This is a genomic window from Microbacterium paraoxydans (assembly GCF_900105335.1).
GTDB classification, from domain to species: Bacteria; Actinomycetota; Actinomycetes; order Actinomycetales; family Microbacteriaceae; genus Microbacterium; species Microbacterium paraoxydans.
The window spans coordinates 3,446,866-3,472,594 of record NZ_LT629770.1 but is presented as its reverse complement, the minus strand read 5'-3'; the positions used below and the strand labels follow the sequence as shown (position 1 = coordinate 3,472,594).

Here is a 25,729-nt window from a genome sequence, read left to right as displayed (position 1 = left end):
TATCAGACGGGATCAGTCCTCGTCGTCGTCCGACCGGTAGGGGTCGGCTTCGCCGGCGTGGGTCGCGGACGAGGCCAGCTTGGCCACCTCCGCGTCGCGCTCCTGCGCCTCGCGCAGCAGAGCGGTGATGTGGTCGGCGTTCTCCGGGAGCGCGTCCGGGATGAACTCGAGCGTAGGGACGAGTCGAGTGCTGAGCTGTCGTCCGACCTCGCTGCGCAGCATGCCGGTCGCAGAGGTGAGCGCGGCACCGCTGGCGAGGCGCTCCTCTTCCGTGCCGAGCACCGTGTAGAACACGGACGCGTGCTGCAGATCGCCGCTCACGCGGACGTCGGTGATGGTCACGAAGCCCAGACGCGGGTCGCGCAGCCCCTTCTCCAAGCGCTCGGCGAGGATCACGCGGATACGATCCGCGAGTCGGGCCTGTCGTTCACCAGCCATTGTTCCTTCTCCCACCTCTGTGCATCGCGGCTCCCAGCGAACCGCGGAGGCGGCTGCCCCCTCCCCCGTCACGGGAGGAGGAGGCAGCCGCCGCAGTCGTGCGGATCAGCCGCGCGGCTTCTCCACCATCTCGGTCGTCTCGATCTCGTCGCCGACCTGGATGTCGTTGTACTTGCCGAGGCCGATACCGGCCTCGTAGTCCGTCCGCACCTCGGTGACGTCGTCCTTGAACCGGCGCAGCGACTCGATGGCCAGACCATCGGCGATGACGACGCCGTCGCGGATGACGCGGGCCTTCGCGTTCCGCGTGATCGTCCCGGACCGGACGATGACACCCGCGATGTTGCCGAACTTCGAGGAGCGGAACACCTCGCGGATCTCGGCGACACCCGACTGGACCTCTTCGTACTCCGGCTTGAGCATGCCCTTGAGCGAGCTCTCGATCTCCTCGATCGCGTTGTAGATGACGGAGTAGAAGCGGATGTCCACACCCTCACGCTGGGCGCGCTCGCGCGCCTTCGTGTCGGGGCGGACGTTGAAGCCCACGATGATCGCGTTGTCGATCGTCGCCAGGTTCACGTCGGACTCGGTGATCGCACCGACACCGCGGTGGATGATGCGCAGCTGCACCGAGTCGTCGACCTCGATCTTGAGGAGCGACTCCTCCAGCGCCTCGACGGCACCGGAGACGTCACCCTTGATGATGAGGTTGAGCGACTCGACCTTGCCCTCTTCGAGAGCACGGGTGAAGTCCTCGAGCGAGATGCGCTTGCGGGCCTTGGCCAGCTGGGCGTTGCGCTCGACGGCTTCGCGCTTCTCCGCGATCTGACGGGCCATGCGGTCTTCCTCGGTCACGATGAAGACGTCGCCGGCGCGCGGCACGGAGTTCAGACCCTGCACCTGGACCGGACGAGACGGTGCGGCCGCCTCGACGATCTCGCCGTTCTCGTCGATCATCGCGCGGACGCGGCCATAAGCGGTGCCCGCCACGATCGCATCGCCGACCCGGAGGGTTCCGGACTGGATCAGCACCGTCGCGACCGAACCGCGGCCCTTGTCGAGCTTCGCCTCGATGGCGACACCGCGAGCGGCCTTGTTCGGGTTGGCGGTCAGGTCGAGACCGGCGTCCGCCGTGAGCAGCACCGCGTCCAGGAGCTCCTGAATACCGGTGTTCGCCCTGGCCGACACGTCGACGAACATGACGTCGCCACCGTACTCCTCGGCCACCAGACCGTACTCGGTGAGCTGCTGACGCACCTTGGCCGGGTTGGCCTCAGGCTTGTCGACCTTGTTCACCGCGACCACGATCGGCACGTTCGCCGCCTGAGCGTGGTTCAGCGCCTCGACCGTCTGCGGCATGATGCCGTCGTCGGCCGCGACCACCAGGATCGCCAGGTCGGTGACCTGCGCACCACGGGCACGCATGGCGGTGAACGCCTCGTGACCGGGGGTGTCGATGAACGTGATCGCCCGCTCGATGCCCTCGTGCTCGGTCCAGACCTGGTAGGCACCGATGTGCTGGGTGATGCCGCCGGCCTCACCCTCGATGACGTTGGTCTGACGGATCGCGTCGAGAAGGCGGGTCTTACCGTGGTCCACGTGACCCATGACGGTGACCACCGGGGGACGGATCTCGAGGTCGTCCTCGCTCTCCTCCTCCAGCTCCTTCTCGAGGTCGAGACCGAAGCCCTCGAGGAGCTCCTTGTCCTCGTCCTCGGGCGAGACCATCTGGACCTTGTAGCCCAGCTCCTCACCGAGGACCTCGAACGTGGCCTCATCCAGCGACTCGGTGGCCGTGGCCATCTCGCCGAGGTTGAAGAGGATCGTGACGAGGGTGCCCGGCTGCACGGTGTAGCCGGTCAGGGACTCGATCTTGTCGGCGAAGTCCGCGATGGACGCGCCGCGACGCATGCGGATGATCTCCCCGTTGCCGCGGGTGACGTTGACGCCACCGACGACCGGGGCGCTCCGCATCTCGAACTCTTGCCGCTTCGCCCGCCGCGACTTGCGCTGCTTGCTCTTGCCGCCGCCCTTACCGAAGGCGCCTGCGGTACCACCGCCGGGACCGCGGCCACGGCCACCGCCGCCACCGGGACGGCCGGCGAAACCACCGCCGGGACGGGGACCTGCACCGGGACCGCCACCGCCGCCCGGACGACCGGGGCCGCCCGTACGCTGCTGGAACGGAGCACCGGGACGTCCACCCTGACCGCCGCGGGGTGCACCGGGTCGCGGCGAGCCGGGACGAGGGGCACCCGGGCGCGGAGCGCCGGGACGGGGCGCCTGCGGGCGCGGGATGTTCCCGGGGGTCGGCCGCTGGCCCATCCCCTGCGCCGAGGCGAAGGGGTTGTTGCCGGGACGAGGACCGGCGGGACGCTGGCCCATGCCCTGAGCGGACGAGAACGGGTTGTTGCCGGGGCGGGGCGCGCCGGGCTTCGGCGCGTTGCCGTCACCCGAGGACGGTGCGGCCGGAGCCGGAGCCGACGGCTTCGCGGGCGCCGACGGCGCCGGAGCCTTCTCCGCCGCGGGGGCGGGCGCCGGGCTCGGGGCGGGTGCGGCCGGAGCGGCAGGACCCGGCTTGGGGCCGGGCTTCGGACCGGGGGTGGGCGCCGAGGACTTCGGTGCCGGCTTCGCGGCGGGCTTCGCCGCAGCGGGCTCGGAGGCCGCCTTGAGGGACGGGTCGGCCTCGATCGCGGCACGCAGCTTGCGCGCCACCGGGGGCTCGACCGTCGAGGACGGGCTCTTCACGAACTCGCCGAGTTCCTTGAGCTTCGCAAGTGCGACCTTGCTGTCGACGCCGAGTTCGGCGGCGATCTCATGTACGCGTGGTTTACCAGCCACAATTCTCCTGTCTGGGTCGGTCTGCCCAGACAGGGCAGACCACTAGTCGCGGACGGGTCTCATTTCGAGCCGTTCACTTTGTTTCCATAGCTGTTCAGCCTTTGTTTCTTGGTGGGTGCTGTTCGAAGATCCGTGTATCCAGCTGAGTGGTCACACGCAGTGCTCTTCCGAAAGCTCGACGCCGCAGAGCGGCTTCCATGCACTCGGGTGTCGGATGCACCCACGCGCCACGCCCCGGCAGGACAGCACGCTCATCGGGGACGAGGGTGTCGTTCTGGGCAACCACCCTGAGCAGAGTGGAGCGGGGAGCACGCGTGCGGCAACCGACGCACGTTCGTACGGGTTCCATCTTACACCTGCGTTCCGTCCGTCCTCGCCGCCACCGGGCGTGGCGTCGAGGACGGACAGGGTTCAGTCGAGGACGCTGTCCGGCTGGATGTCGATCTTGGCGCCGGTGAGCTTGGCGGCCAGACGTGCGTTCTGACCCTCCTTGCCGATGGCGAGCGACAGCTGGTAGTCCGGCACGAGGGCACGGACGGCCTTGGTGCTCGCGTCGAGGACGAACGAGCTCGTGACCTTGGCGGGCGACAGCGCGTGCGCCACGAACGTGGGCAGGTCGGCGTCGTAGTCGACGATGTCGATCTTCTCCCCCGCCAGCTCCTCCGTGACGGCCCGCACACGGCGCCCCATCTCGCCGATGCACGCGCCCTTGGCGTTGATCGCCGGGTCGTTCGCCTTGACCGCGATCTTGGTCCGGTGGCCCGCCTCGCGGGCGAGCGCCACGATCTCGACGAGCCCCGCGGCGATCTCCGGCACCTCGAGCGCGAACAGCTTGCGGACGAGCCCGGGATGCGTGCGCGAGACCGTGATCTGCGGACCCTTGAGCCCCTTGGCGACGCTGGTGACGTAGACGCGCAGCCGGGACCCGTGCGTGTACTCCTCGCCGGGCACCTGCTCCTCGGGCGGGAGGATCGCCTCGACGGAGCCGAGGTCGACGTGGATCATGCGCGGGTTCGGCCCCTGCTGGATCACGCCGGCGACGATGTCGCCCTCCTTGCCCTTGAACTCCCCGAGGACGGCGTCGTCCGCGATGTCCCGGAGGCGCTGGCTGATGACCTGCTTGGCGGCGAATGCGGCGATGCGCCCGAAGTCGTCCGGCGTCGCCTCCTCTTCGCCGATGATCGCGCCCTCGTCGTCGCGGACGACCTGGAGGACGGCGACGTGGCCGGTCTTGCGGTCGAGGTGCACGCGGACACCCTCGGGCGTGGCACCGTCGGGCGAGACGTGCTTGGAGTATGCGGTCAGGATCGCCTGCTCGATGATCGAGACGAGCTCGTCGAACGGGATCGCCTTCTCCTTCTCGATCCCTCGCAGCAGACTCAGTTCGATGTCCATGACGGCCTCCCTATTCAGCTCTCGTCGCGCCCGAATGCACGCGCGACATCCGTACAACGATACCGTGTGCCGCACCCCCGGGCCATCCAGTCCTCGCGGAGACAGGCCATCGCGCGACAGCAGGCGCTCACCGCGAGAACAGCCTGATCCCGCGTGGGAGCCTGTCGCGGGGTCAGAGCTTCGGCGCGGACGGGAGCGCGTTGAGGGCGGCGATGAGCCGGAAGAGGTTGCCCACCTGACGCTGGTCCAGGTGCAAGGCGAGGCGCGGGAGGTCGAGCCGGTCGTCGTCGGCGACCTCCGGGGACCGGGGAGCCGTGCGCTCGATCCGCCCGGTCGACAGGAGTGCGGCGAAGGCGGTGTTGAGCTCCTCGATCTCGGCGTCCGTCGGCTCGGCCTTGAGCCGCAGCACGAGCGTGTCCCCCACCCACCGCAGCGAGTCGTAGTTGCGCCAGAACCCGGTGATCTCGGCGCGGGCCTCCTCGACCGAGTCGGTGATGACGACGCGATCGAAGTCCCCCGGGGAGATCACCCCCATCGGGGCGAGGTGCTCGTCGACGAAGCGCCGCATGCCCTGCCAGAATGATCCGCCCTTCTCATCGAGCAGCACGATCGGCGTCGGCTCGGCCTTCCCGGTCTGCTGCAGGGTGAGCAGCTCGAACATCTCGTCGAGCGTGCCGAACCCGCCGGGCAGGCAGATGAAGCCGCTCGACTCCTTGATGAGCATGAGCTTGCGGGTGAAGAAGTACTTCATCGCGACGACCTGATCGCTTCCCGCGACGAGGCTGTTCGCCTTCTCCTCGAAGGGGAGCCGGATGGAGACGCCGAGCGACAGCGCCGGACCCGCGCCCTCGGCCGCCGCCTGCATGATCCCGGGGCCGGCGCCCGTGACGACCATCCAGCCGTCGCTCGCGAGCGCCGCGGCGACATCCCGCGCCTGCAGGTACAGCGGGTCGTCGTGGAGGGTGCGCGCGGAGCCGAAGACGGTCACCTTCGGCACCCCGCGGAACGGAGCGAAGAGGCGGAAGGCATCGCGCATCTCGGCCAGCGCGGCGGAGGCGATCTTGAGGTCGAGGCGGTCGGTGTCGTCCTCACCGAGGAGCAGCGCCGTGCGGAGCATCCGCATCACGAGCCGACGGTCCGAGGACACCCCCGCTTCGTCCAGCACATGGTTGATCTCGTCGCTCAGAGCGGCCGGCAGCGGTTCCTCGGTCATGCCCCCAGCGTCCCACGCGGCACCCGGCCGGCGGGACGCAACGCCGAGGATCCGCACCCCCGCGCTCCGCAGCACGGGCAGGACACGGTGTCAACGCCCGTGCCCTCGGTCGGCGATGACGCCACGATGGCGACATGACAGAGATCACCGGACCCGAGGCCCTCGCCCGCATCAAAGAGCTCGTGGAGGACATCGATTTCACCATGCTCACCACCACCGACCCGGACGGGAACCTCGTCAGCCGGCCGATGTCGACCAGGCAGATGGACGACGCCGGTGCCATCTGGTTCTTCACGGCGGAGGACACGGAGAAGGTCGAGGAGGCGCGCCGTCACCACGATGTCGGTCTCGCCTACTGCGACGCCAAGGGCATGCGCTACGTGTCCGTCGCCGGCACCGCCGAGATCGTCCACGATCGCGCGAAGATGGAGGAGCTCTACTCCCCCTCCCTCGACATCTGGTTCGAGGACGGGCTGGACACCCCCGGCATCGCCCTGCTCACGGTGACCCCGGTGGTCGCCGAGTTCTGGGAACCGGCGAAGGGCAAGGTGGCGATGGCCGCCGGGGCGCTCAAGGCACTGGTGACCCGAGACACCCCGGACGACGACATCATGAACCACGGCCGCGTCACCTGCTGAGCGACCGGGGGCGCGGGGTCAGCGTGTGGCGGAGAGCCGCTCCACGGCCTCGGCGACCGAGACCGCCTCGCGCTCGCCCGTGCGACGGTCCCAGAATTCGACCTGGCCGTCGGCGGCACCGCGACCGACGATCACGATCTTCGGGACCCCGACGAGCTCGGCGTCGCCGAACTTGACCCCCGGCGACACCTTCGGACGGTCGTCGTACAGCACGTCGAGCCCAGCGGCCTCGAGCTGAACCGAGAGGTCTTCCGCGACGTCGAAGGCGACCTGGTCGCGACCGGCGGCGACGACCTGCACGTCGAACGGCGCGACCGAGGCCGGCCAGATCAGGCCCTTGTCGTCGTTGTTCAGCTCCGCGATGATCGCCAGGATCCGCGTGACGCCGATGCCGTACGACCCCATGGTGACCGTGACGAGCTTGCCGTTCTCGTTGAGGACCTTGAGGCCGAGCGCCTCCGCGTACTTCCGTCCGAGCTGGAAGACATGACCGATCTCCATGCCGCGGGCGAGCTCGACCGGACCGGAGCCGTCGGGCGCCGGGTCGCCGGCACGCACGTTCGCGATCTCCACGATGCCGTCCGCCTCGAAGTCGCGTCCGGCGACGACCGAGTGCGCGTGCTTCTGGTCGATGTTCGCACCGGTGATCCAGCTCGTGCCCTCGCTCACGCGGGGGTCGACGAGGTAGCGGATGCCGGTCGCGGACTCCTCGCCCAGCACGGCACCCGTGGGCGACCACGGACCGATGTAGCCCTTCACCAGGAGCGGGTTGTTCTCGAAGTCCTCGGCGGTGGCGGTCTCGACCTCGGCCGGCGCGAAGGCCACCTCTGCGCGCTTCTCGTCCACCTCGCGGTCGCCGGGGATGCCGACGATCACGAGCTCGCGGGTGCCGTCGAGGTGCTTCAGGGCGAGGACGACGTTCTTGAGCGTGTCGGCCGCGGTGTACTCGCCGTCGAGCTCGCGGTTGCAGTGCGCCACGAGCGTCTCGATGGTCGGCGTGTCCGGAGAGTCGAAGATCACGGGGGCGCCGTCGGCGTCGAACGGGACCGGAGCCGGGACGGGCGTGGTGAAGGCCTCGACGTTGGCCGCGTAGCCGCCGGCGCTGCGGACGAACGTGTCCTCGCCCACGGGGGTCGGGTGCAGGAACTCCTCGCTGCGCGAACCGCCCATGGCCCCCGCGTCGGCCTGCACGATCGCGTACTCGAGGCCCAGCCGCTGGAAGATGCGCTCGTACGCGTCCCGCTGCGCCTGGTAGCTCGTGTCCAGCCCCTCGTCGGAGGCGTCGAAGGAGTAGGCGTCCTTCATCGTGAACTCGCGACCGCGGAGGAGCCCGGCGCGCGGCCGGGCCTCGTCGCGGTACTTGTCCTGGATCTGGAAGATCGTCAGCGGCAGGTCCTTGTACGACGAGTACAGGTCCTTCACGAGCAGCGTGAACGCCTCCTCGTGCGTCGGCGCGAGCAGGTAGTCCCCGCCCTTGCGGTCCTGGAGGCGGAACAGCAGATCGCCGTACTCGTCCCAGCGCCCGGTGGCCTCGTACGCCTCCCGCGGCATCAGCGCGGGGAAGTGCACCTCCTGCGCACCCGCGGCGGCCATCTCCTCGCGGATGACGGTCTCGATCTTCGCCTTGACGCGCAGGCCGAGCGGCAGCCACGCGAAGATGCCCGCCGCCTGCGGTCGGATGTACCCGGCGCGGATCAGCAGCTTGTGACTGGCGACCTCGGCACCGGCAGGATCTTCGCGGAGCGTACGGAGGAAGAAGTTCGAAAGACGAGTGACCACGGCTCAAGTGTAGTGAGCCGCGGTCACCCTCCTCGTCGCTCAGTTGAGGGCCGGGAGTCCCTGCGGCACGACGCCGCCGCCGTAGAGGCTCTCAGCGAGATCCTGCAGGGCCGTGAGCGCCACTCGCTGCGGCAGCGGGCCGTAGGAGATGCGGGCCACGCCGAGCTTCTCGTACTCGGAGGCGGCGAGCGCGCCGGGGATGCCGATCACGCTGACCTTGCGCTCTCCGATGCCCTCGACGAGCTGTCGAGTGACGTTCGCGTCAAGGATGCCAGGGACGAACACCGCGGTGGCACCCGCATCGAGGAACGCACGCCCGCGCTGGATCGCGTCCGCGACGCTCTCCTCCACGGGGCGCGACCCGGCACGCACGAACGCGTCGGTGCGGGCGTTGAGGGCGAACGGCACGCCCTCGGACTCCGCAGCCTTCACGATGGCCTCGACGACGGCGACCGATTCGTCGAGCGGCTTGAGGCGGTCCTCGACGTTCGCGCCGACGACGCCGGCCGCGATCGCGAGCCGGGTGGTCTCCCCCGCGTCGCCGTAGCCGTCGTCCAGGTCGGCGGTGACGGGGACGGACACGGCCGCCGCGATCCGTCCGACCATGTCGATCATGACGTCGCGCGGGGTGTCGCCGTCGTCGTAGCCGAACGACGCCGCGATGCCGTGACCGGCGGTGGCGATCGCCTTCGTCTCCGGCAGCGCGGCGACGGCGCGTGCGGAGACGACATCCCACACGTTCACCACGCGGAGGATCTCCGGGGCGTCATAGAGTCCGACGAGGGTCTGGGCCTTGGCAGCAGTGGTCATGTCCCCACGCTAGCGGCCGGTGCGGGCACGCGGGCCGGCTGCAGCGGATCGTCCCGGTGCTCGACCTAGGCTGGCGGCATGCCCCAGCGCCGCCCGCATGTCGCCCCCTCCGCCGCCCAGACCGAGCTCGCCGCGGCGCTCTCCGCGCTGCGGGAGGCCCTGGACACGCCGACCGCGTTTCCCGCCGACGTGCTCGCGGAGGCGGAAGCAGCCTCGGCGACGACCCCGGAGCTCGATCTCACGGACATCCCGTTCGCGACCCTCGACCCGGCGGGCGCCCGTGACCTCGACCAGGCCTTCCACCTCGACCGGGACGGCGACGGCTACCGGGTGCGGTACGCCATCGCGGACGTGCCCGGGTTCGTCGTACCGGGAGGCGCCGTGCACGCGGAGGCGCGCCGGCGGGGACAGACGCTGTACGCCGCGGACGGCACGATCCCGCTGCATCCGCCGGTGCTGAGCGAGGACCGCGCCTCCCTGCTCCCCGATGTCGACCGTCCCGCTCTCGTGTGGACGTTCACGCTGGATGCCGCGGGCACCGTGACCGACTTCCGGTTGGAGCGCGCCCTCATCCGGTCCCGCGCGCAGCTCGACTACGCCTCCACGCAAGACGCCCTGGACCGGGGCGACGGCGGTCTCGCGGCCCTGCTGCCGGAGATCGGCGCCCTCCGTCTCGAGCAGGAGCGCCGCCGCGGGGGCGCCAGCCTCAACGTCCCGGACGAGGAGGTCGTGCGAACCGACGACGGCTCCTATGCGATCGAGCGCCGCAGCCCGCTGCCCGTCGAGGAGTGGAACGCGCAGCTCTCGCTCATGACCGGGATGGCGGCCGCGGCGCTCATGATCGACGCGGGCGTCGGTATCCTCCGCACGATGCCGGAACCCGACGAGGCGGCGTTCGCGGCCTTCCGCCACCAGACGGAGGCGCTCGGGCGCCCGTGGATCACGGGCACCTACGGCGAGTATCTGCGGGGGCTCGACCGCTCCGACCCGATGACCCTTCCCGTGCTGGAAGCCGCCGCGTCGCTGTTCCGCGGAGCCGGGTACCTCGTGTTCGACGGGGAGCCGCCCGCCGACGCCGTGCAGGCCGCGATCGGAGCCCCTTACGCGCACGCGACCGCGCCGCTCCGCCGGCTCGTCGACCGCTGGGTCCTCACCATCTGCCTCGCCGTCTCGACAGGGCAGCCCGTGCCGGAGTGGGTGCGTTCCTCGCTCGGAGACCTCCCCGCGCTCATGCAGGACTCCGGCCGACGGGCGTCGCAGCTGGACGCGGACACCGTGAACCGCGTCGAGGCCGCACTGCTCACTCCCCTGGTGGGACAGACGGTCGAGGCGACGGTCATCGAGCTCCGGGGCGAGCGGACTGCCGTCCAGATCGCGGAGCCTGCAGTGACGACGACCGCGCCGGTGACCCCCGACACGAGACCCGGGGACGTGGTCTCGCTGCACGTCGTGCGCGTGGACATCGCGACGGGCGAGATCGAGCTCGCTGTCTGACTCCGCCGGATCAGGCGAGGACGCCGGATCAGGCGCTTCCCGGTACGAGAGCCTGTGCCGCCGCGATCGCCTGCATCCCGGCCGGATACCCTGTCGAGATGGATCAGGCCGAGCGCATCGAGCGCTTCCTCGTGGAGCGGTATCCGCGCTCACGCATCGCGATCGTCGCCGGGAGCACCGCCCGCGGCGAGCGCACGCACACGAGCGACATCGACCTCCTGCTCATCGACGACGACCTGTTCGCCGACGACGCCCAGGTGAGCGAGGCCGCCACCTTCGAGTTCGAGGGCGAGACCTTCGAGGTGTTCGCCTACACGGCGGCAGGGTTCGAGACATGGGCGAACCGCGGCATTGCACAGCATCGGCCCGTCATCGTGCACATGCTCGTGGAGGGCGTGCCGGTGCGCTGCGGAACCGGGCTCGACGACCTGCGGGCCCGGTGGGGCGCCGTGCTCGCCGCCGGCCCCGTCCTGGAGGAGACGGAGTCGCGGATCCGGCGGTACATGATCACCGATCTCCTCGACGACCTGGGCGACGCGACGGATCCTCTCGAACAGCGCGTGGTCGCAGGCCTGCTGTTCGAGCGCATGGCGGAGCTGATGCTGCTGACTGACGGGCGGTGGATCGGATCCGGGAAATGGCTCCCCCGACGTCTGCGCGCGTGGAATCCCGAGCGCGCGGATCGGCTCAGCACTCCACTGCTCGCCGGAGACATCGCCGGGTTCGCGGCGCGAGTCGGCGAGGAACTGGAACTCGCAGGTGGTCGGGTGCAGGCGGGGTTCGTGCGCTGACCTCATCGCGGGAACAGGCAGTCACGCGACAACAGGCGACACCGGGCGCTGGCGCCTGTCCTCGCGCGAACGCCTGAGGCGGGCGAGGGCTCAGGAGGCGGGAGTCGCGGTCGTCGTCATCACGAGGAGCTGGGGGTCGGACAGCTCCAGAGCCACCGTGATGGCGGCGAACGCCGCGAGGGAACGGACATGTGTGCCGCCGCAAAGGATCACGGCCTCGCCCTGGGGGAGGTCGCAGTGCCAGCGCCGTCGGTCGACGATGGTCGGCCCGTCCACCTCGATACGGCTCGCGGCAGCCGCGGAGACCCACGCGGCGAGCTGCGCGTTGATGCGCTGCTCGCGGTCCGCCAGCGTGGCCGCGAACGTCTCCGTGTCGAAGCCCGCACGGCGCAGACTCTTACCCAGGCGGTACTCGTCGACCGCACCGTCCTCGTGGATGCGGCTGGACTGGTTCGCGCGTCCCTCGAAGTCCGGATTTCCCAACGCATCGTCCCCCGGGTCCTTGCGCCAGAGGTCGGCGACCGCGAGGTCCAGGGCGAGGGAGGCGAGGTGGCACGCGGTGTGACCGCGGCTGAGGCCGACGCGATGCTCCTCGTCGACCGAGAGCACCACGCGAGCCCCCTCTGCGAGCCACGCCGGCGCCGCGCCCTCCAGCCGGTGAGCGACCAGCCACGTCCACCCCTCGGTCCCGCGCTTGACAGGAATCTCGCTGCCCACTGCGAACTCGCCGTCGTCCGATACCGCAGCCATGAGCGCCTCGGTCACGCGGACGGATCCGCCCTCGCCGGAGATCGCGCCGGTGTCGCCTGGCTGATCGGGCCAGGTGTGATCGACGGGGTGGAACGGGGTGGCGTCGACGACGATCACCGTCCCGTCCGCGTCGTCCGCCACACGGGTCACGACGGCGTCTCCGCGGAGGGTGCCGTCCGGGAAGGTGACGATCGTGGGCGTGGTCATGGGTCTCCTCGGAAAGGGGCGGCGGAGCCGACGGGGCACCGGGTGTCAGTGGGACGGCGGGATCGTGAAGCTGACGAGCCGGTCGCCGTCGACGACGAAGATCCCCTCGGACTCGCCGTTGAAGACGCGACTGCGCCAGCCGAAGCGGATGCGCGTCGTGTCGCCGTCCGTGGCGGCCGAGAGCACGTTCATCCGCGCCCCGGCGCCGATCGCATCGCTGTCCGCCCAGCCGCGCACGCCGTCGGCACCGGTCTTCACGGTGCCCCAATCGTTCACGAAGCCGTCCGGCGTGAACGCGGCGACGAAGGCCTCGGTGTCTCCGGCGTTGATCGCGTCGATCATGGCCTGGACCGGTGCGGGCAGGAGGAAGTCGGGCATGGCGCTCCTCGGCTCAGGCGGTGACGACCTGGGCGGTGCCGAGCGGAGCGTCCGGTCCCATCTCGGCGGCGATGCGGTTCGCCTCCTCGATGAGGGTGGCGACGATGTCGGCCTCCGGGACGGTCTTGATGACCTCGCCCTTGACGAAGATCTGGCCCTTGCCGTTGCCGGATGCGACACCGAGGTCGGCCTCGCGTGCCTCACCCGGGCCGTTCACGACGCAGCCCATGACCGCGACGCGCAGCGGCACCGTCATCTCCTTGAGCCCCTCGGTGACGTCTTCCGCGAGCGTGTACACGTCGACCTGAGCCCGACCGCACGAGGGGCACGAGACGATCTCGAGCTTGCGCTCTCGGAGGTTGAGGGACTGGAGGATCTGGTGACCGACCTTGACCTCCTCGGCCGGCGGGGCGGACAGTGACACGCGGATGGTGTCGCCGATGCCCTCTCCCAGCAGGATGCCGAAGGCGGTCGCGCTCTTGATCGTGCCCTGGAAGGCCGGGCCTGCCTCGGTCACGCCGAGGTGCAACGGCCAGTCGCCCCGCTCGGCGAGCTGACGGTAGGCCTTGACCATGACGACCGGGTCGTTGTGCTTGACCGAGATCTTGAAGTCGTGGAAGTCGTGTTCCTCGAACAGCGACGCCTCCCAGACCGCGCTCTCGACGAGGGCCTCCGGCGTGGCCTTGCCGTACTTCTCGAGCAGGCGACGGTCGAGCGATCCGGCGTTCACGCCGATGCGGAGCGAGACGCCCGCGTCCTTGGCGGCCTTGGCGATCTCGCCGACCTGGTCGTCGAACTTGCGGATGTTCCCCGGGTTGACGCGCACGGCCGCGCACCCGGCGTCGATCGCCTGGAAGACGTACTTCGGCTGGAAATGGATGTCGGCGATGACCGGGATCTGGCTCTTCTTCGCGATGATGTGCAGCACATCGGCGTCGTCCTGCGAGGGAACGGCGACGCGCACGATCTCGCAGCCCGAGGCGGTGAGCTCCGCGATCTGCTGCAGCGTCCCGTTGATGTCGGTCGTCTTCGTCGTCGTCATCGACTGCACGCTGACGGGCGCATCGCCGCCGACGAGCACCTTGCCCACCTTGATCTGGCGGGACTTGCGACGCGGGGCGAGGACTTCGGGGACCTTCGGCATCCCAAGATTCACTGCTGGCACGATCCCAGCCTACGCCGCCAGGATGCAGAAGGGCTGGATGCGGACGCTTACGCTGAGGACATGGCGGTCATCCTCCTCACCGGCTTCGATCCGTTCGACGGCGCGGCCCGCAATCCCTCGACGGAGGCTGTGGAGACGGTCGCCACCGGATACGACGGCCCTCACGACCTGGTCGTCGCGACGCTGCCGGTGTCGTTCGCCCGATCGGCCGCGCTCCTGCGGGAGCGGATCGCCCAGCACTCCCCCGACGCGGTCGTGTGCACGGGTCTCGCCGGCGGAAGCGATCGGATCGCGGTCGAGCGGGTCGGGCTGAACCTGATCGACGCGCGGATCCCCGACAACGACGGCGCGCAGCCGGTGGACCAGCGCAGCGATCCGGACGGTCCGGCCGCCCGATTCGCCACCCTCCCCGTGAAGCGCCTCGTGCGCCTGCTCGCCGATGCGGGTCTCCCCGCACGCCTCTCGCTCTCCGCGGGCTCGTACGTGTGCAACCACGTGCTGTACACGGCGCTCTCCGCCGTTCCCGCGCCCGTGCCCGCCGGCTTCGTTCATCTGCCCTGGTCCCGCAGCACCGCGCCGGCCGGCGCTCCGCACCTGGACGACGAGGAGATCGCGCGCGGCGTGCGTCTGCTCGTGGATCACTGCCTCGACGACGAAGAAGCGGGAACCGGCGGCTCTCTCTGGTGACGTCACGCCGCCCGGCCGGCAGGGCGGGGTGTGGTAGTTTCGCCCCAATGATCGCGCACATCACCTGGTGGCCCGCCTCCTAGGCGGTGTGTTCGCGTTCCCTCGAATCCAGACCGCCTCCGGGGCGGTCTTTTCGTTGCGCCGAGCCGGAGCCCTCGCACAGGAGACATCGATGACCCTCTCTCGCCTCGACGAGCTCAGCGCCGATCCCACCGCGTCCTTCGTGCTGATCGCCCGGGACGGCACGGACACCGTGGAGCTGCTCACCGGCGACGTGACCGACGTCGAGCTGCTCGCCGACATCCCGCTGACCGTCGACGGAGAGCCGCGGGAGGTGTTCGCGCTCGTCCCGTATCGACAGGTCCGCGAGCGCGGCTTCGTGGCTCAGGACGACGGCGCCCCGCTGCGCTGCCTCGTCGTGGCGGAGCACCTCCACCTGCCGACCGCCGCCGTGCTCGCCGCGCTCCCCTCGTCCCCGGTCCCCCTGCGTGACGAGGGCTTCGACATCGCGGACGAGGAGTACGCCGCGATCGTGGAGACGGTGATCGCCGACGAGATCGGCCGCGGCGAGGGCGCGAACTTCGTCATCCGCCGCGACTTCACCGCGACCGTCGACACCGATGAGCGCACCGCGGCGCTCACCTGGTTCCGAGCGCTCCTCGCCCACGAGCGCGGCGCGTATTGGACGTTCGCGGTCGTCACCCCCGGTCATATCGCGGTCGGCGCGAGCCCCGAGGCGCACGTCGTGGCCCGCGGTGGCATCGTCACCATGAATCCCATCTCGGGCACGTTCCGGCATCCGGCGGGCGGCGCGACCAAGGAGACGCTCACCGGCTTCCTCACGTCGACCAAGGAGACCGAGGAGCTGTTCATGGTCGTCGACGAGGAGCTCAAGATGATGAGCGCCGTCTGCGCCGACGGCGGACGCATCACGGGTCCGCATCTGAAGGAGATGTCGCGGCTGACGCACACCGAGTACATGCTGCGCGGCCGGAGCGGGCTGGACCCGCGGGACATCCTCCGCGAGACGATGTTCGCCCCGACCGTCACCGGCTCCCCCATGCAGAACGCCTGCGCCGTGATCCGGCGGCACGAGCGCAAGCCCCGGGGCTACTACTCCGGGGTGGCCGCGCTGTTCACCCCCAACGCCGATGGCGGGCACGACCTCGACGCGCCCATCCTCATCCGCACCGTGTACCTGCAGGACGGCGCGCTGAGCGTGCCCGTCGGCGCGACCCTCGTCCGGCACTCGGACCCGCACGGCGAGGTCTCCGAGACCCACGGCAAGGCCGCGGGCGTGCTCGGCGCCATCGGCGCGATCGACCGGGATCGTGTGGCCGAGGCGCGGAGCGACGCCGACGCCCCCGGTGAGCCCCGGCGTCTCGCGGACGACCCGGACGTCGCCGCGCTGCTCTCCTCGCGCAACGCCCGCCTCGCCGAATTCTGGCTGAATCCACAGGGCGAGGACTTCACCGGTCCGTTCTCCGGCCGCTCCGCCCTCGTGGTCGACGCCGAGGACCGCTTCACGACGATGCTCGCGCATCAGCTGCGGCACCTCGGGCTCGACGTGACCATCGCCTCCTGGGACGACGTGGACGACGAGGCGGTCGAGACGGCCGATCTCGTCGTCGCCGGCCCCGGTCCGGGAGACCCCCGCGACGGCGCGAGCCCGCGCATCGCGCGGATGCGCGAGGTCGTGGCGGCCCGCCTGCAGGCGCATTCGCCGTTGCTCGCGGTCTGCCTGAGCCACCAGATCCTGGCGGACCGGATGGGGATCGCGTTGACGCCTCTCGACGCTCCGCACCAAGGGCTGCAGAAGGCCGTGCCGGTGTTCGGCGAGGACGCCTCGATCGGGTTCTACAACACCTTCACTGCGCGGGTCGACCCCGGAGTGACCACGGTGGGCACGGCCGAGGTCTCCGCCGATCCGGTGACCGGGGACGTCTACGCGCTTCGCGGCGACGGCTTCGCATCGGTGCAGGGCCACCTCGAATCGATCCTGTCCCGCGACGGCATCCGCACGCTGGAGCGTCTGGCCGCGCACGCCCTGGCCTGAGGCCGGGCTTCCGACCGCTCAGCCCAGGAGCTTGACCGGGTTGAACAGGTCGGCCACGAGCAGGAGCGCGCCCATCGCGATCAGCAGCGTCGCGACGACGACGGTCAGCGGCACGAGCTTGGTGGCGTCGACCGGCGCCGGCGGCGGCCGCCGGAAGAGCTTCGCCCACGCCCGCTTGACCCCCTCCCACAGCGCGACGACGATGTGCCCGCCGTCGAGCGGCAGCAGCGGGATGAGGTTGAAGACGAAGAGCGCGACGTTGAGCGAGCCGAGAAGGCCGAGCAGCACGGCGAACCGGTTGAGCACCGGAGCGTCCGTCGCGGCCACCTCGCCCGCGAGACGCCCGACGCCGACGACGCTCAGCGGTCCGTTCGGATCGCGTTCCCCTCCCGTCACGAGCGAGACCCCGACGTCCCACAGCCGCACCGGCAGCGTGACGATCAGCGAGCCGACCCGGGCGACGGTGTCCGCCGCCAGCTGGGGTCCGGCGGTCAGCGGCTGCTGTACGTAGCCCATCTGCGCGATCATCCCCGCGTAGCCGACCTCCTTCACGACGGGATCGCCGTCGTCGTCGAGCACCGGCTGCCCGCTCGCATCCGTGAGGGTGCGCTCCGCGGCGATGGGCGTGAGGGTCAGCGTCCGCTCGGAGCCGTCCCGGCGCACGACGAGGGCGAGGGGATCGCCCGGTGAGGCCTGGACGATGGCGGTGGCCTCGGCGAAGGTCGACACCGGCTTCCCGTCGATCGACACGAGGACGTCGCCGGGCTGCACATCGGCCGCAGCGGCCGGAGACTCCGGATCATCGGCCCCGCACTCGGTCGCCGTCGACGACGCGGGAACCACGCACTCGTTCACCGCCGCGACCGTCGTGGTGCCCTGCTGCACACCGATCCCGCTGACGAGGACGGTGAAGATGACCACGGCCAGCAGGAGATTCATGAGCGGCCCGCCGAGCATCACGATCACGCGCTTCCACACCGGCAGCTTGTAGAAGACCCGGTCCTCCGCGCCTTCCGCGATCGTCTCGTCGTTGGCTGAGCGCGCGTCCTGGATGAGCGTGCGGAACGCCCCGGATGCCGGCCCGCTGTCCTTCGATGACGGATACATGCCCGACATCGAGATGAAGCCGCCGAGGGGCAGCAGCTTGAAACCGTACTCCGTCTCGCCGATCCGCTTCGACCACAGGCGCGGCCCGAAGCCGATCATGTACTGGCCGACACGCACGCCGAAGAGCTTCGCGGGGACGAGGTGGCCGACCTCGTGCAGACCGATCGAGAGGCCGAGGCCGATCAGCATGAACACGATGCCGCCCAGATAGAGCAGGAATTCCACAGGCCAACGCTACTGCCCGCCGCCTAGGAATCCGCCCGGCTCGCGCAGCGTCGCTAGGCTGGCACGATGACGTCCCGGCAGCTGCGCTTCCTCCGCGCCGCCGCCGTGTCCGCGATCGCCACGCTCCTCGCGGCCGTCTCCCACACGCTCGCCGGCGGCGCCGCCCCGCACCCGCTGCTCATCGCCGCCGTCGCCGCGCTCTTCGTGCCCCTCTCCGCCGCCGTGGTCGGCGAGCGGTCGTCGCGCGCGCGGGTCGCGGTGGCCGTGATCCTGGCGCAGGGCGCGTTCCACCTGCTCTTCCAGCTTCTGGGCGCCCCCACCGCCGGAGACGCCCCCGGCCTCGGCGCCCACTCCCACCACCTCGACCTGAGCGCACTCGGCTCGCTGTCACCGGCCCCAGGGCCGGGAGCGCTGATGCTGTCGGCCCACCTCGTCGCCGCCCTGCTGACGACGGTGCTGCTGTGGCATGGCGAGAGCGTGCTGCGCACGATCGCCCGCTGGTTCCAGGCCGCCCTCCGACGCACGGCGACGCCCGCCTCCACGCCTCCGGCACCCCCGCGTCCGCTGCGCTCCGCTCTCCTCCCTCCGCTCGACGTCGCGACGACCGCCGTGGTCTCGCGACGCGGTCCTCCGCTGCTCGTCGGCGGCTGAGCCGTCCCTTGATCCGGCCGTCGCCGTTCGACGGCCCTTCCTTCCGGGCTGCGCTGTTCCGGCGCGCCCGCACACGAGCATCTGGAGACCCCATGTCGAACACCACCATCCGTCCCCGTCGTCCGCGCCGCACCCTTCTCGGAGCCACCGGCATCGTCGGCGGACTGGCCCTCGCCCTCGCCGTCCCCGCGATGGCCGGGGCGCACGTCAGCGTCAGCCCCGACGAGCTCGCCGCGGGCGACCACGGCGTGCTGACCTTCTCGTTCTCGCACGGCTGCGGCACCTCGCCCACCACGGCCCTGCGCATCACCATGCCGGACGGCCTCGCCTCGGTCGCCCCGACGCTCGACGGCGACTGGACCATCCAGGTCGAGCGCGGCGACGACGGTCTCGTGAGCGCCGTCACGTACACCGCCCTCACCCCTGTGCCGACCGACCTGCGCGGCGCCGTGAGCATGTCGGTGGGCCTGGACGAGGACACGCCCGAGACGCTCGCCTTCCCGGTGGTCCAGCAGTGCGTGGACGGCGCGACCGAGTGGACGCAGCTCGCCGAGAAGGGTGAGGACCCGCACGACCTCGACTCCCCCGCGCCTGTCGTGACGGTCACCGACGGCACCGCGGACGGTCACGGCACGAGCGCCGCGCCGCAGCCCGCGACGGCTGATGACGGCGACGACGCGCTGGGCATCGCCCTGGGTGCCGGCGGCCTGCTCGCTGGCGTCGCGGCGCTCGTGGTCGCGGTACTCGCCTTCCGTCGACGCGCCTGACCCGAGGTCCGCCGCGCCCGGCTCCGGCGCGCGGCGGACCGACCCGCCCGAGCCGACACCGCCGTCGTGAGAACATGGAGACGACATGTCGATGGAACAACAGCCGACCCTGCCCCCCGTGCTCCGCCCGGCGAACCCGCCCCGGCGCGAGCTGTCCGAACTCGCCTCCCTGTTCGCCCGCTCCGTGCGTGGCGACGTGGAGGGCGTCGCTCTCAGTGGCATCACCCTCGCCACGGCGGACCTGCGTCCCGGCGAGGCGTTCGTCGCGATCCGCGGCGTGAACCGCCACGGCGCGGAGTTCGCGAAGACCGCCGCCGAGAAGGGAGCGGTCGCGGTCATCACGGACCAGGCGGGTGCCGACATCGCCGCGGACGCCGGTCTCCCGATCCTCATCGTCGACGATCCCCGCGGCGTGCTCGGCGCGCTGAGCGCCTGGGTGTACGGCACGGGCGCGGAGGACCCGCTCCCCCTCCTGTTCGCGACCACCGGGACGAACGGCAAGACGAGCGTCTCGCATCTCCTCGAGGGCATCCTCGACCAGATGGGCGTCGTCACCGGGCTCTCCTCCACCGCCGAACGACACATCGCGGGTGAGGTCATCGTCTCGCGGCTCACCACCCCCGAGGCCTCCGAGATGCACGCCCTCCTCGCGCTCATGCGCGAGCGCGAGGTCGAGGCCGTCGCGGTCGAGGTCAGCGCCCAGGCCCTGTCCCGGCACCGCGTCGACGGCATCCGATTCGACGTCGCGGGGTTCACCAACCTCAGCCACGACCACCTCGACGACTACGCGGACATGGAGGAGTACTTCGAGGCGAAGCTGCCTCTCTTCCGCCCCGACCGTGCCGTGCGCGGCGTCGTCTGCCTCGACTCCTCCTCCGGCGCCCTCGTCGTCGCACGCTCCGAGATCCCCGTCGTCACCGTCGGGACACCCTCCATCGCGGCCGACGCCGATGCTGCGGCGCAGGCCGACTGGGTGGTCGTCATCGACGACGAGCGGACGACCGGCACGACGTTCACGATGACGGGACCGGCCGGCACGCTCACCACGACGGTGCCGGTGATCGGTCCGCACATGGCGGCGAACGCGGCGCTCGCGATCGTCATGCTGCTCGAAGGCGGCTATGCCTGGGATCGCATCGTCGAAGCCCTGCAGCGCGACGGCGGCATCCACGCCTATCTGCCAGGGCGCACGCAGCTCGTCTCGGGCGCGCGGGGGCCGGCCGTCTTCGTCGACTTCGGCCACTCGCCTGATGCTTTCGAGAAGACCCTGGCGGCCGTGCGACGGGTGACTCCCGGCAAGGTGCTCATGCTCTTCGGGGCCGACGGGGACCGCGACGCCAGCAAGCGCTTCGACATGGCCCGCACCGCGGTGGAAGGCAGCGACATCCTCGTCGTGACCGATCACCACCCGCGGTTCGAGGACCCGGCGTCGATCCGCGCGACGCTCGTCGAGGGCGCCCGTCGCGCCCGGCCTGGCGCCGAGATCCACGAGTACTCCCCGCCGGAGGCCGCGATCGTCGCCGCCGTCGGACTCGTCGGCGACGGCGATGCGATCCTCTGGGCCGGCCCCGGCCACCAGGACTACCGCGACATCCGCGGAGTGCGGACGCCGTACTCCGCCCGCGAGCTCTCCCGGCGTGCGTTGAAGGCGGCCGGCTGGCCGGTGCCCGAGCCGCGCTGGCCCGTGCCGTACCCGGACGCGGACTGAGCCCGCGCCGCGTCAGGTGGCGGCGATGAGCTGGTCGGCCTTCCGCCGCGCCCAGTCCTCGGCCGCCGCGAGCGATTCCACGGTCAGCGCGTCCGGAGCGTCGTGCGCGTCGACGACCCGCTGCACGGTGTCGACGATGCCGAGGAACGGCAGGCGCCCTTCGTGGAACGCGTCCACGGCCTGCTCGTTGGCGGCGTTGTAGACGGCGGGGAAGGTTCCTCCGGCACGCCCGACGGCCTTCGCGAGCGCCACCGCGGGGAAGGCGTCGTCATCGAGCGGCTCGAACGTCCACGACGTGGCGGTGGTCCAGTCCAGTGAGCGGCCCACACCACCCACCCGGTCTGGCCAGTCGAGGCCCAGCGAGATGGGCAGACGCATGTCCGGCGGAGAGGCCTGCGCGATGGTGGATCCGTCGATGAACTCCACCATGGAATGGACGATCGATTGCGGGTGCACGACGACGTCGATGTCGTCGTAGGGCACGTCGAACAGCAGGTGCGCCTCGATGACCTCGAGGCCCTTGTTGACCAGGGTGGCGGAGTTCGTCGTGACCGTGCGTCCCATGTTCCACGTCGGGTGCGCGAGCGCTTCCTGCGGCGTGACAGCGCTGAGCTCGTCGCGCGACTTCCCGCGGAAGGGCCCGCCCGAGGCCGTGACCACCAGCCGACGGATCTCGTCGTGTGTGCCGGAGCGCAGGGCCTGCGCGAGAGCGGAGTGCTCGGAGTCCACGGGCACGATCTGACCGGGGGCTGCGGCGGCCAGCACGAGATCGCCGCCGACGATCAGCGACTCCTTGTTCGCCAGGGCGAGCGTCCTCCCCTCCTCCAGCGCAGCCAGCGTCGATCCCAGACCGATCGAGCCGGTGATCGCGTTCAGCACCACATCGGCTTCGACGTCGCGGACCAACTGCTCCGCCTCCGCCGCGCCGAGAGCGGTGTGCTCCACCTGGAACTGCGCCGCCTGCTCGGCCACCATCGCCGCGTTCGACCCGGCGGCGAGACCGACGACCTCGAAGCGTCGAGGATTGGCACGGATCACATCCAGCGCCTGGGTGCCGATGGAACCGGTGGAGCCGAGGATGATGACGCGACGCATGACGCCAGCCTAGGACACGTGCCGGCGCCGTCCGGGACGGCGGCTACTGCTGCGGCTGGACCGGAGTCGTGGCGAGGATGTCGACGACGAACACGAGGCTCTCGTCCTGCAGCTCGTGCCCCTCGCTCGCGCCGTAGCCATCGGACGGCGGCATGACGACGAGAACCTGCGAACCGACCTTCTGACCCTCGAGCGCCTTCTGGAACCCGGCGACGACTCCCGTCGTCTGGAACTGCGCCGGGGCGGCGTCGCGGCTCCAGCTGGAGTCGAACTCCTCGCCGTCGGACCACTTCACGCCGAGGTACTGGACGACCACGAGGTCGCCGGACGCGACCGTCGCACCGTCGCCCTGCTTGAGGACGGAGACCTTCGTCTCGGTCGGCGCGTCGCCGTCCGGGATCGTGACGGTCGGCTTGCCGTCGTCGTCGAGCTCGACCTCGGGCATGCCGGCGGTCGGCTCGACGGGCTCACCGGTCGCGACCTCGGGGAGCCGGTCGACGGCCTCCGCGTAGACGACGATGTTGCTCTGCCCCTCACCGAGCGCGCTGCCGGGGATGGCGAGGACGACGCGGGATCCGACCGGCTCGCACTCCAGCGCGGCGACGAACAGCGACGACTGGTTCGGGTCGAGGAGCACGGGGAGCGTGCCGTCCTCGCCGCGCGCCGACGAGTCGACCACGTCGCCGCTGGCGGCATCGACGATCTGGTACTGGACGGAGACGAGGTCGTTCGCCGCGAGGTCGTCTCCCTCGCCCTCGGACACGACGGTCCGCTCGACGTTCGCGAACTCCGCATCGTCGGGAACCGTGATCTTGGCGTCGAGGCCTTCGCCGTCCACCTCGATGGCGTCCGAGGTGTCGCCGGCCTTCGCGTTCACGAGGCACTGGCTCGACCCGGAGGCATCCGGGGAGGACGTGCTCTGCGGATCGCCGTTCCCGGAGCAGCCCGCCAGCAGCAGGGTCGCCGCAGCGACGGTGGACAGGACGAGCAGCGGACGGGTGCGCACAGGAAGACCTCACGATCGCGGGCGGGAGCTTCCATCCTGCCTCATCGCCCTTTGCTCGCGCTGGGAAGCGGCGGCGCGAGTCTTCATTCCCACGTCGGCATGGATCCGGGAGTAGCCTGCTCTGATGAGCTCTGAGCAGTCCGTGGACCCCGAAACCCCCTCAGAGGACTCTCCGAAGCCCCGGCACGCCGGCTTCACCTACGCCCTGGGCCGCAGCCTCATCGCCCCGCTCGCCCGGCTCGTCTACCGGCCGCACATCGAAGGACGCGAGCACGTCCCCACCACCGGCCCGGTGATCTTCGCCAGCAACCACCTGTCGTTCATCGACTCCATCGCCATCCCGGTGGCGGCTCCGCGGCCCGTGCACTTCCTCGCCAAGTCGAGCTACTTCGAGGGCACCGGCGTGAAGGGCTGGGCGTCCAAGACGTTCTTCGAGGCGATCGGTGCGATCCCGGTCCGCCGCGGCGCCGGTCAGGCGGCTCTCGACGCCCTCGACCTGCAGCGTCAGCTCCTCGACGAGGGCCTCGCCGTCGCGCTGTACCCCGAGGGCACCCGTTCCACCGACGGCCGGCTGTACAAGGGCCGCACGGGCGTGGCGTTCCTCGCCCTGCAGACCGGCGCCCCCGTCGTTCCCGTGGGACTCATCGGCACAGACAAGGTGATGCCGGTCGGCGCCAAGATGCCCACGCTGTCCGAGCGGATCACCGTGCGCTTCGGGGAGCCCCTGGATCTGTCTCCGCACGGACCGGCGACGAGCGGCCGCGCGCGCCGACTCGCGACCGACGAGATCATGGCCGCGATCCACGCCCTCTCCGGTCAGGAGCTCGCGGGCACCTACAACGAGGCGCCGGCACAGAACACGATCGAGAAGATCAAGCAGGCGCTCCCGCACGAGCGCCGCTGAGCGGTCCGTTCAGCCGGCGGCCGTCACCGTCGCCTCGTGCCGGACGGGGAAGTTGACCGAGTTGGCGATGAAGCACCACTCGTTCGCCTGGGCGTGCGCCCGCTCGGCCGCCTCGATCATCGACGGCTCGGCGACGACGACCTCGGGTCGCAGCAGCACCTCGACGAAGGACCCGCCGCCGGCGCCGTTCTCCCGCATCACGCCGCTCGCGGTGTCGCGATAGGACACGACCACCACGCCGGCCGTCACGCACGCGTGCAGATAGGACAGCAGGTGGCACTCCGAGAGCGAGGCCAGCAGGAGGTCCTCCGGATTCCAGCGCGACGGATCGCCGCGGAAGGGCTTGTCGGACGACGCGAGCAGCTCGGGCTTCCCCTCGACCTCGATCGTGACGTCACGGCGGTAGTCGCGGTAACCGCTCGTGCCGGACCCGGTGTTGCCGGTCCAGGTGGAGGTGAGGGCGTAGCGGTGCTCGCCGAGGGGCCGGGGAGTCGTCTGCTCTGGCATGCGCCCAGTCTGCCAGGCGGCGCCGACACCCGGGCTCTGTGCTCGACGGAGGCGAGCCGCACCCGCCGGTAGAGTTGTCGGGTGCTGGAGACTCTCACCGTTCAGGATTCCGTCGAACTCGCCGTCGTGGAGCGGAGCGGCTTCATCGAGTCGCGTCATGCCGGGGCGGCTGTCGTGCTGTCGCCCGAGGGCGAGGTGGTCGCGCGGCATGGGAACGCGGAGGCGTTGATCCTCCCCCGCTCCAGCCTGAAGCCCCTGCAGGCGGTCGCCTGCCTCACGGCGGGCGCGGTGCTCGAGGGCGAGCAGCTGGCTCTGTCCACCGCCAGCCATTCCGGAACCGACCGGCACGCCGAGGTCGTGCGCAAGATGCTCACCGCCGGCGGCCTCAACGAGGACGACCTCGCGTGTCCTCCCTCGTGGCCGAGCGACTCCGCGACCCGCGACGAGATGGTGCGGGAACACGGCCAGGAGGCGCGCGTCCGGATGAACTGCTCCGGCAAGCACGCCGCCATGCTCCGCGCCTGCATCGCGACCGGCTGGCCGACCGGCGGCTACCTCGACCCGGCGCACCCGCTCCAGGCTCACATCCGCGACGTCATCGAGCGGCTGACCGGAGAGAAGATGGCCCACACCGCGATCGACGGCTGCGGCGCCCCGGTGTACGCCCTCACCCTCACGGCCCTGGCCCGTGCCATCCACCGCATCGGAACCGCTTCCGAGCGCTCCCCCTTCGCACTGCACCGCGTGGCCGGCTCCCTGGTGAAGGCGGTACGTGAGAACCCCTGGACCATCGACGGCCCCGGGCGCCCCGACACGATCGCGATCGAACGACTCGGCGTCTTCGCCAAGGGCGGCGCGGAGGGCGTCATGGTGATGGTGGCTCCGAACGGGACGACGGTCGCGCTCAAGATGCTGGACGGCGGCGCTCGCGCGTCGACCATCGTCGCCGCGACTCTGCTGGCGCGTGCCGGCGGCCTCAGCGAGGCCGACGTGACCGCGCTGGCCGATGCCCTGCCGCTCGCGGTGCTCGGTGGCGGCTCCCGCGTCGGCGTCATCCGGCCGGGCGCGGGTATCTGACCGCGCATCGACGGCACGGGACCCGTGTACCGCGGTCGGG

At 70.8% G+C, this 25,729-nt stretch carries 24 protein-coding genes; 10 read left to right on the top strand and 14 right to left on the bottom strand.

The genetic code is table 11. The annotated features are described in order from the left end of the window. Positions 1 to 12 precede the first annotated feature (12 nt). The 5 genes from rbfA to BLU02_RS16785 all read right to left on the bottom strand — a co-directional run bounded on the left by rbfA (position 13) and on the right by BLU02_RS16785 (position 5,887). Positions 13 to 438 (bottom strand): 30S ribosome-binding factor RbfA, encoded by a 426-nt coding sequence (rbfA, locus tag BLU02_RS16805; protein WP_060923633.1) that lies wholly within the window; start codon positions 436 to 438, stop codon positions 13 to 15. A gap of 105 nt (positions 439 to 543) precedes the next feature. Next, a complete protein-coding gene (gene infB, locus BLU02_RS16800; protein WP_083371063.1) occupies positions 544 to 3,279 on the bottom strand; it encodes a translation initiation factor IF-2 in 2,736 nt (911 codons plus the stop codon). 94 nt (positions 3,280 to 3,373) lie between these two features. Beyond that, positions 3,374 to 3,628: a YlxR family protein gene (locus BLU02_RS16795; RefSeq protein WP_082750046.1), complete on the bottom strand. Its 255-nt coding sequence runs from the start codon at positions 3,626 to 3,628 to the stop codon at positions 3,374 to 3,376. Positions 3,629 to 3,690: 62 nt separating this feature from the next. Continuing rightward, positions 3,691 to 4,674, bottom strand: coding sequence for a transcription termination factor NusA (gene nusA, locus BLU02_RS16790; protein WP_025103177.1), 984 nt, complete (start codon positions 4,672 to 4,674; stop codon positions 3,691 to 3,693). 172 nt (positions 4,675 to 4,846) lie between these two features. Further along, positions 4,847 to 5,887, bottom strand: a complete 1,041-nt coding sequence (locus tag BLU02_RS16785; protein ID WP_060922122.1) for an LOG family protein — start codon at positions 5,885 to 5,887, stop codon at positions 4,847 to 4,849. Positions 5,888 to 6,021: 134 nt separating this feature from the next. Here BLU02_RS16785 and BLU02_RS16780 point away from each other — a divergent pair, with 134 nt between their 5' ends. Continuing rightward, positions 6,022 to 6,525, top strand: a complete 504-nt coding sequence (locus BLU02_RS16780) for a pyridoxamine 5'-phosphate oxidase family protein (protein WP_060922121.1) — start codon at positions 6,022 to 6,024, stop codon at positions 6,523 to 6,525. A gap of 18 nt (positions 6,526 to 6,543) precedes the next feature. Here the strand turns inward: BLU02_RS16780 and BLU02_RS16775 are convergent, their stop codons facing one another. Together BLU02_RS16775 and BLU02_RS16770 are read right to left on the bottom strand one after the other, a co-directional pair. Beyond that, on the bottom strand, positions 6,544 to 8,304 hold the full coding sequence (locus BLU02_RS16775) for a proline--tRNA ligase (protein WP_060922120.1): 1,761 nt from the start codon (positions 8,302 to 8,304) through the stop codon (positions 6,544 to 6,546). 39 nt (positions 8,305 to 8,343) lie between these two features. Next, entirely contained in the window at positions 8,344 to 9,114 is a 771-nt protein-coding gene (locus tag BLU02_RS16770) for an isocitrate lyase/PEP mutase family protein (protein WP_060922119.1), read from the bottom strand. A 78-nt stretch (positions 9,115 to 9,192) separates the two neighbouring features. Between BLU02_RS16770 and BLU02_RS16765 the strand changes: the two genes are divergently transcribed. Together BLU02_RS16765 and BLU02_RS16760 are read left to right on the top strand one after the other, a co-directional pair. Then, entirely contained in the window at positions 9,193 to 10,608 is a 1,416-nt protein-coding gene (locus BLU02_RS16765; RefSeq protein WP_060922118.1) for an RNB domain-containing ribonuclease, read from the top strand. A gap of 98 nt (positions 10,609 to 10,706) precedes the next feature. Further along, the gene (locus tag BLU02_RS16760) at positions 10,707 to 11,399 is read left to right on the top strand and encodes a nucleotidyltransferase domain-containing protein (RefSeq protein WP_060922117.1); all 693 of its coding nucleotides are present in this window, start codon (positions 10,707 to 10,709) and stop codon (positions 11,397 to 11,399) included. Positions 11,400 to 11,489: 90 nt separating this feature from the next. On the opposite strand, the gene BLU02_RS16755 is transcribed toward BLU02_RS16760, so the two are convergent. The 3 genes from BLU02_RS16755 to ispG are packed head-to-tail and all read right to left on the bottom strand — an operon-like array spanning position 11,490 to position 13,878. Continuing rightward, positions 11,490 to 12,356 carry an alanyl-tRNA editing protein gene (locus BLU02_RS16755; protein ID WP_060922116.1) on the bottom strand — a complete coding sequence of 289 codons (867 nt, stop codon included), beginning with the start codon at positions 12,354 to 12,356 and terminating at the stop codon, positions 11,490 to 11,492. Between the two features lie 45 nt (positions 12,357 to 12,401). Further along, positions 12,402 to 12,734, bottom strand: a complete 333-nt coding sequence (locus BLU02_RS16750; protein WP_060922115.1) for a nuclear transport factor 2 family protein — start codon at positions 12,732 to 12,734, stop codon at positions 12,402 to 12,404. Positions 12,735 to 12,747: 13 nt separating this feature from the next. Next, a complete protein-coding gene (gene ispG, locus BLU02_RS16745) occupies positions 12,748 to 13,878 on the bottom strand; it encodes a flavodoxin-dependent (E)-4-hydroxy-3-methylbut-2-enyl-diphosphate synthase (RefSeq protein ID WP_025103167.1) in 1,131 nt (376 codons plus the stop codon). Between the two features lie 81 nt (positions 13,879 to 13,959). On the opposite strand from ispG, the gene BLU02_RS16740 reads away from it, so the two are divergent. Continuing rightward, positions 13,960 to 14,586, top strand: a complete 627-nt coding sequence (locus tag BLU02_RS16740) for a pyroglutamyl-peptidase I (protein ID WP_060922114.1) — start codon at positions 13,960 to 13,962, stop codon at positions 14,584 to 14,586. Positions 14,587 to 14,758: 172 nt separating this feature from the next. Next, complete coding sequence (locus tag BLU02_RS16735; protein WP_060922113.1) at positions 14,759 to 16,642, top strand: chorismate-binding protein; 1,884 nt, start codon at positions 14,759 to 14,761, stop codon at positions 16,640 to 16,642. A gap of 18 nt (positions 16,643 to 16,660) precedes the next feature. Here BLU02_RS16735 and BLU02_RS16730 read toward each other — a convergent pair whose 3' ends face one another. Next, positions 16,661 to 17,974, bottom strand: coding sequence for a M50 family metallopeptidase (locus tag BLU02_RS16730; protein WP_105949623.1), 1,314 nt, complete (start codon positions 17,972 to 17,974; stop codon positions 16,661 to 16,663). A gap of 66 nt (positions 17,975 to 18,040) precedes the next feature. Here BLU02_RS16730 and BLU02_RS16725 point away from each other — a divergent pair, with 66 nt between their 5' ends. The 3 genes from BLU02_RS16725 to BLU02_RS16715 all read left to right on the top strand — a co-directional run bounded on the left by BLU02_RS16725 (position 18,041) and on the right by BLU02_RS16715 (position 21,100). Continuing rightward, positions 18,041 to 18,625 (top strand): hypothetical protein, encoded by a 585-nt coding sequence (locus BLU02_RS16725; RefSeq protein WP_060922112.1) that lies wholly within the window; start codon positions 18,041 to 18,043, stop codon positions 18,623 to 18,625. Between the two features lie 92 nt (positions 18,626 to 18,717). Next, positions 18,718 to 19,392 (top strand): YcnI family copper-binding membrane protein, encoded by a 675-nt coding sequence (locus BLU02_RS16720; RefSeq protein WP_060922111.1) that lies wholly within the window; start codon positions 18,718 to 18,720, stop codon positions 19,390 to 19,392. Between the two features lie 91 nt (positions 19,393 to 19,483). After that, positions 19,484 to 21,100, top strand: a complete 1,617-nt coding sequence (locus BLU02_RS16715; RefSeq protein ID WP_060922124.1) for a Mur ligase family protein — start codon at positions 19,484 to 19,486, stop codon at positions 21,098 to 21,100. Between the two features lie 12 nt (positions 21,101 to 21,112). Here BLU02_RS16715 and dxr read toward each other — a convergent pair whose 3' ends face one another. Both dxr and BLU02_RS16705 read right to left on the bottom strand, forming a co-directional pair. Continuing rightward, entirely contained in the window at positions 21,113 to 22,195 is a 1,083-nt protein-coding gene (dxr, locus tag BLU02_RS16710) for a 1-deoxy-D-xylulose-5-phosphate reductoisomerase (protein WP_060922110.1), read from the bottom strand. A 43-nt stretch (positions 22,196 to 22,238) separates the two neighbouring features. Further along, a complete protein-coding gene (locus BLU02_RS16705) occupies positions 22,239 to 23,201 on the bottom strand; it encodes an FKBP-type peptidyl-prolyl cis-trans isomerase (protein WP_060922109.1) in 963 nt (320 codons plus the stop codon). Between the two features lie 124 nt (positions 23,202 to 23,325). Here BLU02_RS16705 and BLU02_RS16700 point away from each other — a divergent pair, with 124 nt between their 5' ends. Further along, entirely contained in the window at positions 23,326 to 24,105 is a 780-nt protein-coding gene (locus BLU02_RS16700) for a lysophospholipid acyltransferase family protein (RefSeq protein WP_060922108.1), read from the top strand. Between the two features lie 9 nt (positions 24,106 to 24,114). Here the strand turns inward: BLU02_RS16700 and BLU02_RS16695 are convergent, their stop codons facing one another. Further along, a complete protein-coding gene (locus tag BLU02_RS16695) occupies positions 24,115 to 24,612 on the bottom strand; it encodes an OsmC family protein (RefSeq protein WP_060922123.1) in 498 nt (165 codons plus the stop codon). Between the two features lie 81 nt (positions 24,613 to 24,693). Here BLU02_RS16695 and BLU02_RS16690 point away from each other — a divergent pair, with 81 nt between their 5' ends. Continuing rightward, entirely contained in the window at positions 24,694 to 25,689 is a 996-nt protein-coding gene (locus BLU02_RS16690; protein WP_082750045.1) for an asparaginase, read from the top strand. Positions 25,690 to 25,729 lie beyond the last annotated feature (40 nt).

What these genes read in the sequence shown, in the direction of transcription:
- BLU02_RS16720 (WP_060922111.1), top strand. Translation starts at nt 18,718, where the DNA reads ATGTCGAACACCACCATCCGTCCCCGTCGTCCGCGCCGCACCCTTCTC.
- BLU02_RS16755 (WP_060922116.1), bottom strand. Translation starts at nt 12,356, where the DNA reads ATGACCACGCCCACGATCGTCACCTTCCCGGACGGCACCCTCCGCGGA.
- nusA (WP_025103177.1), bottom strand. Translation starts at nt 4,674, where the DNA reads ATGGACATCGAACTGAGTCTGCTGCGAGGGATCGAGAAGGAGAAGGCG.
- BLU02_RS16785 (WP_060922122.1), bottom strand. Translation starts at nt 5,887, where the DNA reads ATGACCGAGGAACCGCTGCCGGCCGCTCTGAGCGACGAGATCAACCAT.
- BLU02_RS16715 (WP_060922124.1), top strand. Translation starts at nt 19,484, where the DNA reads ATGGAACAACAGCCGACCCTGCCCCCCGTGCTCCGCCCGGCGAACCCG.
- BLU02_RS16780 (WP_060922121.1), top strand. Translation starts at nt 6,022, where the DNA reads ATGACAGAGATCACCGGACCCGAGGCCCTCGCCCGCATCAAAGAGCTC.
- BLU02_RS16740 (WP_060922114.1), top strand. Translation starts at nt 13,960, where the DNA reads ATGGCGGTCATCCTCCTCACCGGCTTCGATCCGTTCGACGGCGCGGCC.
- BLU02_RS16770 (WP_060922119.1), bottom strand. Translation starts at nt 9,114, where the DNA reads ATGACCACTGCTGCCAAGGCCCAGACCCTCGTCGGACTCTATGACGCC.
- BLU02_RS16750 (WP_060922115.1), bottom strand. Translation starts at nt 12,734, where the DNA reads ATGCCCGACTTCCTCCTGCCCGCACCGGTCCAGGCCATGATCGACGCG.
- ispG (WP_025103167.1), bottom strand. Translation starts at nt 13,878, where the DNA reads ATGCCGAAGGTCCCCGAAGTCCTCGCCCCGCGTCGCAAGTCCCGCCAG.
- BLU02_RS16735 (WP_060922113.1), top strand. Translation starts at nt 14,759, where the DNA reads ATGACCCTCTCTCGCCTCGACGAGCTCAGCGCCGATCCCACCGCGTCC.
- BLU02_RS16795 (WP_082750046.1), bottom strand. Translation starts at nt 3,628, where the DNA reads ATGGAACCCGTACGAACGTGCGTCGGTTGCCGCACGCGTGCTCCCCGC.
- BLU02_RS16725 (WP_060922112.1), top strand. Translation starts at nt 18,041, where the DNA reads ATGACGTCCCGGCAGCTGCGCTTCCTCCGCGCCGCCGCCGTGTCCGCG.
- BLU02_RS16760 (WP_060922117.1), top strand. Translation starts at nt 10,707, where the DNA reads ATGGATCAGGCCGAGCGCATCGAGCGCTTCCTCGTGGAGCGGTATCCG.
- rbfA (WP_060923633.1), bottom strand. Translation starts at nt 438, where the DNA reads ATGGCTGGTGAACGACAGGCCCGACTCGCGGATCGTATCCGCGTGATC.
- BLU02_RS16695 (WP_060922123.1), bottom strand. Translation starts at nt 24,612, where the DNA reads ATGCCAGAGCAGACGACTCCCCGGCCCCTCGGCGAGCACCGCTACGCC.
- BLU02_RS16700 (WP_060922108.1), top strand. Translation starts at nt 23,326, where the DNA reads ATGAGCTCTGAGCAGTCCGTGGACCCCGAAACCCCCTCAGAGGACTCT.
- dxr (WP_060922110.1), bottom strand. Translation starts at nt 22,195, where the DNA reads ATGCGTCGCGTCATCATCCTCGGCTCCACCGGTTCCATCGGCACCCAG.
- BLU02_RS16765 (WP_060922118.1), top strand. Translation starts at nt 9,193, where the DNA reads ATGCCCCAGCGCCGCCCGCATGTCGCCCCCTCCGCCGCCCAGACCGAG.